This is a genomic window from Megasphaera vaginalis (ex Srinivasan et al. 2021), assembly GCF_000478965.1.
Classification (GTDB): Bacteria; Bacillota; Negativicutes; order Veillonellales; family Megasphaeraceae; genus Megasphaera; species Megasphaera vaginalis.
On record NZ_AWXA01000057.1, the window covers coordinates 1 to 10,756 of the forward strand.

At 50.5% G+C, this 10,756-nt stretch carries 4 protein-coding genes; 2 read left to right on the forward strand and 2 right to left on the reverse strand.

What is annotated here, in order from left to right; genetic code table 11:
* Positions 1–602: hypothetical protein (locus HMPREF1250_RS09915; RefSeq protein WP_023054542.1), on the reverse strand; the 602-nt coding region annotated here is incomplete at its 3' end.
* A 247-nt stretch (positions 603–849) separates the two neighbouring features.
* On the reverse strand, positions 850–1,338 hold the full coding sequence (locus HMPREF1250_RS09920) for a hypothetical protein (protein WP_023054541.1): 489 nt from the start codon (positions 1,336–1,338) through the stop codon (positions 850–852).
* A 274-nt stretch (positions 1,339–1,612) separates the two neighbouring features.
* Between HMPREF1250_RS09920 and HMPREF1250_RS09925 the strand changes: the two genes are divergently transcribed.
* Both HMPREF1250_RS09925 and HMPREF1250_RS12110 read left to right on the forward strand, forming a co-directional pair.
* The gene (locus HMPREF1250_RS09925; RefSeq protein ID WP_023054539.1) at positions 1,613–2,779 is read left to right on the forward strand and encodes an iron-containing alcohol dehydrogenase; all 1,167 of its coding nucleotides are present in this window, start codon (positions 1,613–1,615) and stop codon (positions 2,777–2,779) included.
* 644 nt (positions 2,780–3,423) lie between these two features.
* A complete protein-coding gene (locus HMPREF1250_RS12110; RefSeq protein ID WP_023054540.1) occupies positions 3,424–10,659 on the forward strand; it encodes an autotransporter adhesin in 7,236 nt (2,411 codons plus the stop codon).
* Positions 10,660–10,756: the final 97 nt, after the last annotated feature.

Here is a 10,756-nt window from a genome sequence, read left to right on the forward strand (position 1 = left end):
AGCAGTCTTCCTTTTTTGTATCTGTCAGAACAGCCAACCCAATATTTTTCTGGCAACGTCGGCTCCCATTTTAGCCGCTTTGATGCCGGCCTTGGCCGGCGCCGTTTTTGCATCAATCCCTTTTTGGATAGCCTTTTTGGCGATTTTTCCGGCTGCATGATTGGCCTTTTTTCTTGTTCTCTCGGCGATTTTGGTATCCTTACCGTTTTTCTTCGTTTTCGCGGCGCCTTCATTACGGCAGATCGGGATGTGGTCTCTTGCTTATCGTCGCGACGCCCCTGAACGCCTCTTTCGCCGGCTAAGCCCGCGTCGGCGCGGAGCGGTCGCGTACTTGCTGCGGTCCCTGTCGGGACCGGATGCGGCGCCGTGTTGAACCGGTCGGCAATGGCGGGAGCGGGATGGATGTTATATTCATAAACAGGTGTTGCCGGTGTTTTTTTCGTTTGTTCTATGGCAAGCTCTTGCCGTAAATTCATTCTTTCCCGCAGAGACGGGAAAGAATGCTGCGCTTGCTCTTCCTGCATCGCTGCCGGCGTCGCGGCGGCCAGGAGAGGCAGCGGCGTGCTCAGCAACAGAAAAAGAGGGATGATGGCTTTGTTCATGATAGATCCTTTCCCATAACAAATGCCGGAACGTACCGGACAGACGACGGCGTAAGCGGTGCTCGAACCGACATACTATTGTTATAGTATATATACTGGGACTATGAAAATGCAAGTATTTCATAGAGGATGAACCCCGCTTTTTTAGTATGGCGAACAAGAGCATCTCGCCGCGATCGCGATATAGACCGTAGAATTCGCGCGGCGAGATGCTCTTGTTTTACATACATGACAGCTGAATTTGAAATTATCTTGTCTGAAAGAACGGCAACTTCTGTGCACTTTCATCCTTTTTTTCGTTTTTTTGCTTTTCCTTCAGCTTTTTTTCGTTTTCCTTATGTTGATCATTTTTTTTCAGATCGGTCTTGTTCGTCTGTCGATACTTATCATCTTTCGTGGCAACCGTATAAGACCGATTTTCTTTTCCCTCGCTGCGGCTGAGTTGGCCGGCGTTGTCGTTCCGGGTACGCGTGGCGACATGGGAGGACGGCGCCGTCTTGTTCGTACGGCCTGCTTGATCATAGCGATTCGTCGCTGGTTCTTTCTGCGCCGTGTCGTTGTCTTTTTTCTGATCGGCATTTCCATCTCGATAGGAGTAGGACCGGTTATCAGGCGAAACGACGGCTCGATTATTGCCGCTGTTCCATTCCGGTGAAGTCGGAGCCGCCGTGTCGGCTGCGTAGAGCGGCGCGGTCATCATCATTAACGCAACTAAAGGCGCCCATATTTTTTTCATGATGCAAACCTTCTTGTAAGAATGGGTTTATTCTAGCACGAAAGGAGACGGTTTTACAGCGAAAACGACGATTTACTCCAAGGTGTGAAAAGGTTGTAACAATAGACGTGAGATCGACAAGAATCTGTCATACAAGCCTCGCCGGTAAATAGCGGATAAAGGCGTATCTTCTTCTTGCGGAAAATCGGCTGTCAGTGTTTGCCATGAAGGGAAGATAATGCTATGATGAAATGGAAATCAAACTTGCATCCGGATAAACAGGGGGGAATGGATTATGTTTAATCTTTATATACCGACAAAGGTGCTGTTTGGCTGCGGGCAGCTGAACAATCTCCACAAGCAGACGATGCCGGGGAAAAAAGCGTTGATCGTCGTGTCGAACGGGAAATCGGTAAAAGTCAACGGCTATCTTTCACGGACGGAAGAACAGCTTCATCAAGCCGGTGCGGAGACGTTTTTGTTTGATAAGATTGAAGCGAATCCGCTGCATACGACGGTTACTGCCGGGGGCCATTATGCGGCGCAGGTAAAAGCCGATTTTCTGGTCGCCCTCGGCGGCGGCAGCGTGCTTGACGCGGCCAAGGGGATTGCCGTCGTCGCCGCCAACGGCGGCGATGTTTGGGATTATGTTACCAACGGTACGGGAAAGGGCAAAGCCATTGCCGCGAAACCGCTGCCGATCCTGGCCATACCGACGACGGCGGGAACCGGTTCGGAAACGGATATGGGCGGCGTCATTACCAACAGGGAAACACGTGAAAAAACGCCGATCAAGGATCTCTCCCTGTTTCCGCAGGTCGCTGTCATTGATCCCGAGCTGATGCTTACGGTGCCGCCGCGATTCACGGCGTATCAGGGGTTTGACGCGCTATTTCACAATATTGAAGGCTATATCGCCAATAAAGCCAGTGACATGAGCGAAATGATCGCCTTGACGGCGATTGAACATCTTGCCGCCTATTTGCCGCGAGCCGTTGCCGACGGCACTGATTTGGAAGCGCGGGAAAAGGTGGCCTTTGCCAGTTATCTCGGCGGCGTCGAAATGGTCGTCTGCTCGACTGTCAGCGAACACTCGCTGGAGCATTCGCTTTCCGCGTTTCATCAGGAACTGCCGCACGGCGCAGGCCTGATTATGCTCAGTGAAGCCTACTTTACCTATTTTATCGAACACCATGCCTGTGATGAACGGTTTGTCCGGCTGGCGAAGGCCTTGGGAAAGGTCGATGCCGCCGTTCCGACAGACTTCATCAGCGCCTTGAAGACGTTGCAGCAAGCTTGCGGTGTTGCCGAGCTCAAGATGTCCGATTACGGCATCGTACCCGATGAATTCCCGGAAATGGCACGCATTGCGAAATCGGCCATGGCCTTTTTATTCGCCTCCGACCGTATTCCCTTATCCGAGGCGGATGTCGTCGAAATCTACGAAAACGCGTATCGATAAACGGGAGAAGTGATGACAAAAACGGTCTCGATGCCGGGTGTACCGTCAATAGAATAGCGATAAAGAAAAAAGCCTCCGTACGGGGGCTTTTTTCCTTATACAAAATATGCAATTAAGCGGTACTGTGATTACCGGTGAAAATGAATAAATATGTAAATGATCGGTGTGGCTATATAGATGCGTCCGGCCGACATCGGTCAGGTAAAGACGGTGCGAACTGATGAAAAAAAGAAAGTTTTCTGTTGGCAAGGCATTTACAGTGGAAGCATAGACACTGTCATTTTCTTTAAGTCGATAAGACAAAAACGGGGCGGCGGGAGCATTGGGGTATCGATGCGGTTTGGCGATATATTATTAAAATATGAAACATGTAACATTATTTAAGCTAATATTCGTGGTTAATACATAAGATTAATGCAATGGTACATTGTAAATTGATTATAAATTATAAAAAATATATTGCATTTTGAATGTGTAATGTGGCAAAATTTAGTCTGTAATGTTATATTGCGAGGACATAGCGTACAGGGAGGGATAAAAGGAAGAAATACTTACTTGCAAAAGCGAAAAAGAGCATGACTACCGGATTTTCGGACACTGGCAAGTTTTAGTATTTTTGACCCTTTATCTGAAGGAGGAAAAGAATGAATAAGATTTACAAAGTAATGTGGAGTAAGGTTAAAAATTGCTATGTAGTCGTTTCGGAAATGACAGGGATTGCGAAAAATCGGGGGAGGGGGGTAAGAGCCTCTAAACCCGCTCTGGGAGCGGTTTTTGCGGCTTTTATGCTGACCGTGGCTCCTGTCGGCGTACATGCAGCGCCGGCGACGAATCCTGCGGGAGAGGGGCCAGGCGTGGCCATTGGTACAGGTTCCTCTTCCAATCAGGCTTCATCAGTGGCTGTCGGAAATACGGCAGTAACCACAGGAGCGCAGGCATTGGCAGTCGGTTACCAGAATACGGCAGGGAGCACGAATGCTATAGCCGTAGGAACCGGCAACAATGCATCACAAGGAAACGCTGTGGCCATCGGCGTGAAGAATACGGCGTCAGGTAGCAGCAGCGTAGCTCTGGGACAGTCAAATACGACGAGCGGTGTATCCAGCGTCGCCGTCGGTAACAGTAATCAGACTAAGGCACAAAATGATTACGCCTTTGGCGCAGGAAATATCATCACGGGCACGACGTCCTATGCGCTGGGAAATGCCAATAAAATCGGGTCGAATAACGCTTATGCCATTGGTGAAAATAATGTAAATACCGGTCTTCGTGCAACGACGGTTGGGAATAGCAATAAGGCGGGCGGGCAGGATGGCTTCTCAGCCGGTTATAATAATGTGATTGGCTCTACTTCTAAAAATGCCGTGACTATCGGAAACGGAGCGAGAGTGGGAGCGACCAGCGGGTCGGGAACGGTCGATTCGACGACGGGTTTGGTTACAGGGACTTACAATGGTGAAGTGGATGCTACAGGTGGCGTGGCTGTCGGAAATGCAGCGAATGTAATGGCTAAAAACGGCATGGCTTTGGGCGTATCCAGCAGTGCGACTGTTGACGACGGTGTGGCACTGGGAAGCAATGCTGTGGCAAATCGTGCAGCAGCAACCACAGATAGCAAAAATATCGGTTATGATTTTGGAACAGGCAAGGCTTCTACGATAAATAACGGAATTTGGAAGTCTAATAAAGGGGCTGTATCCGTAGGAAATGGTGCTGGAGTAACCCGCCAGATTACGAGCGTGGCAGCAGGCACGAATGACACGGATGCGGTCAATGTGGCACAGTTGAAAGGGATTTCCAACGGTTATTTCCATGTCAATACGACGAATACCGGCGTGGCGGCAGTAGGGAATAATTTGGGCACATTAATAGCTACAGCAGGAGCAGGTGGAATGTATTCCGTTGCTGCCGGTGTGAATGCGAAAGTACAGCAGGCAGCCGATAACGGCGTGGCTGTGGGTTATAATACGAATGCTCAGGCGGCGAACACCGTTGCTATCGGAAGTGGCGCAAGTGCATCTGCTACCGGCGTATCCGGTGTATCCGTCGGTGCCGCCAGCAGTGTGACAAAAGAAGGCGGCGTGGCGCTGGGGAGTGGCTCTGTAGCCGATCGCGCAGCCGGTTATTCCGTGTATGATCCTCTCAGCAAAAAAGTTATTACTGACGAAGCAAGCATCGCGGCCGCAATGGGAAAGACAGCACAATTGAATACGACCAATGATAATATCGCTACTGCCCAAGATAATTATGATAAGGCAAAGGCGACTTACGAATCGACTAATGCCGCCGCAGATAAAACAGCAATGGATAAAGCGCTCGCAGCCTTAAATGCGGCAAAGACAGCGAAAGCGGCCCTCCTATCCCCGTATCAGTCTGTTTCGGGCGCCGTATCGGTCGGGAAATCCGGCGTCACCCGCCAAATCATCAATGTAGCAGCAGGCAGCGCCGATACGGATGCAGTGAATGTGGCGCAGCTGAAAGCGGCGCAGGCGCATTTTTACGGAGTGAACTCCACAGACAGCACCAAAGGGAACTATAACGGAAACGGTGCGAAGGGAGAAAATGCATTGGCTGCAGGCGTAGAGGCCGCTGCAAATACAAAAAATTCCATAGCCATAGGAAATAAAGCACAAGTCTTGGGAAATGGTGGTAATGCTACTGGAACCAGCAGTATTGCTATCGGAGATAATGCCCTCATTACAACTAATGGACTTGATTTAACGAGCATTGCCATGGGTAAAAATGCAAAAGTTTTAAATGGCGGCGGGAAACAGGAAAAAGCGTTAAGCTTCATGCCAGATAACTATGCGTCTGGTAATCTTCCTATTAATGCGGATAAGTCAGCCGGCGGTATTGCCATCGGTACAAATTCGTTTGCCCGTACGGCCAGCATCCAGATTGGTTCGCATACTTTTGACGGATATACCATGGGCGGTACGGTGATTGATAACACGTCGCAAGCAAATATTGTGGGCATGACGACTATTGGTACGAATACGTACAATAAGGGTGCCTTGGCCAATATGTATGGTGCATACTCTGTTATCAGCGGAGACTTTACCGGTGCAGGTGGTTTCAACAGTTACTTCTATGGTTCTCAAAATTTCGGGGCCAATGTGGTCGGCTCCTTGAATAGTATCCGGTCTGCAGGGAAGAGTACCTCTAGCGGTATTGCCAATAGTATCGTTGGCTTAGCAAATATTACTGAGAATGCGAATGGAGCACTTATTTACGGTGCAGGAAATAAAATCAGTAATTCTGTGAGATCAATTAATGGTGTTAATACCTTAACAAGCTTATTGACTGTTGATGACATGTCCGATGTTTTACGGCAAGGGATTCAAAATTCTGATGGTGGCGGTGCGACGTTGGCCATCGGTGGCGGAAATACAGCGGATTATACACAGGCCTCCCAGATGATCGGTGTCAACAATACATTGAAGGGGGCAAGCGAATCGGTCAGCAAGTTCAATATGCTTGACGGTTTTAAGAACACGGCAACGAATGTAACCCATGTGACTGTCGTCGGTTCCCAAAATAAGGTGGAAGAGGGGACATCCGATATCCTCATTGGCGACAATCATACTGTAACGGGAACAAATGCCAACAATATCATTCTCGGCAGTGCCGATACGGATGCAGCTAAGGCGGCGATTAACGGCGTCAGCGAAACGGTCAGCATCGGTCATAATTCTGTGGCGTCTGCCAATAAAGCCATTGCCATCGGTACGGGAAATAAAGTGACTGCCGAAGGTTCCGGAGCCATCGGTGATCCGAATACAGTCAGCGGAACCGGTTCCTATGTACTGGGCAATGATAATACAGTGACAACAAAGAATGCGTTCGTCTTGGGCAACAAGGTCACAACGACAGCCGATAATTCCGTGTTCCTTGGTGACAGCTCTGCGTATGTAGCAAGCGGTGACACGACGAAAGGAATAGATAAGACCTATACAAGTGATACAGTGGCAGGAAATACCGTCAACTTTGCCGGCGGGGATAAAGTAGTCGGCGTTGTATCTGTCGGTTCTGCCGATCAGACGCGCCGTATCCAGAACGTGGCGCCGGGACTGATCAGCGCAACCTCCACCGATGCTATCAACGGCAGCCAGCTCAATGCGGTGGTAACCGGATTAAACAATTCCGTTGATGCGGCAAAGGCCCACTATTACAGCGTAAATGATATGGACGCTGCGCTTAAGAATTTGGGCAATTACGACAATGACGGGGCGCAGGGCATTGCGTCCATCGTGGCAGGCCTCGGTTCTTCTGTCAAAGTGGGAAGCAACCAATTCCAGGGAGCGACAGCCAGCGTATTTGGTACATTGAATACAGTAGATGCTTCTACGGGTGGAACTTTTGATGGTGTGGCCAACAGCATCGTCGGTGTGGCCAATACGACGAAGAATGCCAATGCAGCCCTCATCTTTGGCGCAGGCAATCTTATTACGAATTCTTACGGAGATGTAAGTCTTGATACAAGCGCGTTAGATACAAGCACGCCGGAAAGATTGACGGCATCACTGGCGGCAGCCGTGAAGGATAGCGGCGGAGATGTGCTGGTAATCGGCGGAGCGAACGCAGTAGACAATGGACAGTTCTCACAGGTGACAGGTATCGGGAATAAACTGACGGGCAAAACAACTGCAAGCCAGTACAATTCCATTACCGGTTCAAAGAATGAAGCGACAAATGTGCAGCATGTCACCGTGATGGGCTCTGAAAATAATGTGACAAATACGACGGGCGCCCTTGTTCTTGGGGATAAGAGGACATTGACAGGCGCGGACGGAAGCATCGTCCTTGGCTCTTCTGCAAGCGGATTGACGACCAGTGTCAAGAATGCAGTAGCGATCGGCACAGACGCGAATGTGGCGACGGAAGGCGGCGTGGCGCTCGGAGCGAACTCGGTCGCTGCCATAAATAAAGGGGTGGCAGGATATGACCCCCTGACAGGAACCGTATCCACTAATACAGGGGAAACATGGAAATCGACAGCAGCTGCTGTTTCGGTAGGTGACGCAGCAAAGCAGATTACCCGCCAGATTACCAATGTGGCAGCAGGTACAGCAGACAGCGATGCTGTCAATGTGGCACAGCTGAAAGCGGTTAAAACGGCAGTGGATACGGCAGTAGAGGGAAGCAAGATCCATTTCTTCTCTGCAAAGGGTAGCAGCAGTGAAGCAAATTATAATAATGATGGTGCTACCGGTGACCGTGCTTTGGCAGTTGGCGCAGGTGCCAAGGCGGAAGGTTTGAAAGCGATAGCGCTTACCGGTGGGACGGCGAAAGGTGATTTCTCTTTTGCCGTAGGAAATGGTGCAAATGCAAATGGCTGGGGCGCTGTTGCGATTGGGGCCGGTACGTTAGCTGAACAGCAGGGGACCGTGGCGCTTGGACATGGTGCAAAAGCATATAGCCTTGAATCGGTTGCTTTAGGCTATAATACGCAGGCAGGTGCGCCTGCCGGACAGCCGGGGGCTGGAAATGAAGCGCAGACTGCCATGGGCAGCGGTACAATCGCTACCGGTGGAGCGGCGACTGCATTCGGCTTTGAATCCGTGGCCAGCGGAGCTCATGCCATTGCCGGCGGTGATCAGGCTAAGGCAAGCGGTCAGGATTCCGTAGCATTAGGAAAAGGAACGGAAGCGTCCGGTACATGGTCTGTAGCCTTAGGGAATGATACGAAGGCTACTAATAATTGGTCAACTGCCATGGGGGTTGAAACGACTGCTTCCGGAGAAAGTTCCACAGCCATGGGGGTTGCAACACTTGCCTCTGGAGTTGCTTCTACAGCGATGGGAAGCGCGACACAGGCGACCGGCGCCGGTTCCACGGCAATGGGCGGCAGCACGATTGCAGCTGGCAAATTGTCTTTGGCAAGCGGCGCAAAATCACAAGCCAATGGGGATTATTCTACCGCTATGGGATTTAGCAGTCAGGCAAATGCAAAGAACAGCGCTGCCGTTTCCGGCGGCATTGTGGAAGAAACTGCGGAAAATTCCGTAGCTATGGGGAAAGATGCAAAAGCGATCGTGGCAGATACAGTGGCATTGGGAAGCGGTTCTGTGGCATCTACTGAAAAAGGTAAGGTTGGCTATGATGTTTTCGGTGTTGATCATTCCAATGATACCGATGGCGTATGGAAATCTACGGCGAACGCTATTTCTGTCGGCGACGCGGCAAATCAGATTACCCGTCAGATTACCGGTGTGGCAGCAGGTACAGAAGATACTGATGCTGTCAATGTAGCACAGCTAAAGGCACTGGAAAAGAAGACTAATGAGGCTGCCTCAGCGTCACAGAAGCATACTTCCGTGACGGCAGGAAAGAATATTTCTGTACAAGCGGGAGTGAATGCACAAGGTGGGGCTAATTATGAGATCAGCCTGAATAAAAATATTGATCTGGGAACCGACGGCAGCATCAAGGCCGGAAACACGATCATCAATCAGGACGGCGTCATGACGAATACGGTCAACGCGACAACGGTAAAAGCCGGAGATACGACGATAAATACTAACGGTATGACCATTACAGGCGGACCGACGATCACCAAGACTACGGTGGACATGAATAATCAGCAGATTCATAACGTGGCAGCCGGCACGTCCGCGAATGACGTGGCTACTGTCGGGCAAGTGGATCAGAAGATCACGGACGGTGTGGCAAATGCCTCTGTCACCGGCGGTACGATCGGTGCGGACGGAACGGTTTCGTTGACTAAAGGTGATCAGTCTGCGGTGACGCTCGACGGTAAACTGAAAGATGTTTCCGCCAAAGCCGGAGAATATAGTATTGCCAATGGCACCGTAACGATCGGCATGCAGGATAATTATTCCGGCGCCGCTGCAGGGAACATCGTCATCAAAGACGTGGCGAAGGCCTCCGACTTGGCGACGGAAGTGGGTGACCGCAAAGCGGCCGATACGGCCATTACGGATACAATCGGCGCGACAAGCACGACGGCGCTGAAAGAGTCTTACAAGAACACCAACTACATCCAAAACCGCGGAACCTTAGCGGCTGCGGATAAAGCGCTGGACAGTCAGATCAAGACGAATGCCGATAATATCACCAATCTTGGCAATACAATCAACAACATGGGCAATCAAGTAGGCGAGCTGGGCGACCGCGTCAATAAAGTCGGCGCGGGAGCGGCGGCGTTGGCGGCCCTTCATCCGCTCGATTTCGACCCTGACGACAAGTGGGACGTTGCGGCCGGGTACGGAAATTACAAAGACGCCCACGCAGTAGCGGTCGGCGCTTTCTACCGTCCCAATGAAGATACCATGTTCAGCGTAGGCGGCTCCTTCGGCAATGGCAATAATATGGTCAATGCCGGCGTCAGCGTTAAGCTGGGACAGGGAAATCACGTTTCCACGTCCAAAGTCGCGATGGCGAAAGAAATTGTGGACTTGCGTGATGAAAATAAGGATTTAAAGAAGCGCTTAGATACGATGGAACAGAAAATGAATGCCATCTTGGGACTGTTGGATACAACCAAAACGGCGGATTTCCCTGATGTTCCTAAAAATCATTGGGCCTACGAATACGTATCCAAGCTTGCCGGGAACGGTATCTTGGAAGGCTATCCGGACGGTGATTTTTCCGGTGATCGGACGATGACCCGTTACGAGATGGCGGCAGTATTCTATAGGGCGTTAAAAAACGGCGCTCCCGTTGATTCGGATATGGACCGTGCCATGAATGAATTTGAACCGGAACTCCGGCAGATTCGCTTGGATCGTATCAGGGTGGATCGCGTTTCCGGGAAAGATAATGAACGGAATAAGGTGGAACGCGTCCGCGTGAATAACGAAAATGACCAACAGAATAAGATATACCGGGATGTATACGGCACCCGTATCAGTCACTAAAGACGGTTAGGCTCGTTTGGCTTGTCAGCGGTTTGAGCGGCTGATGAGGCATGCATACAAAACGTGTACCTGCATATGCAGGTACACGTTTTGTGCT

Coding starts and splice junctions, on each gene's coding strand:
- HMPREF1250_RS09920 (WP_023054541.1), bottom strand. CDS start 1,338: ATGAAAAAAATATGGGCGCCTTTAGTTGCGTTAATGATGATGACCGCG.
- HMPREF1250_RS09925 (WP_023054539.1), top strand. CDS start 1,613: ATGTTTAATCTTTATATACCGACAAAGGTGCTGTTTGGCTGCGGGCAG.
- HMPREF1250_RS12110 (WP_023054540.1), top strand. CDS start 3,424: ATGAATAAGATTTACAAAGTAATGTGGAGTAAGGTTAAAAATTGCTAT.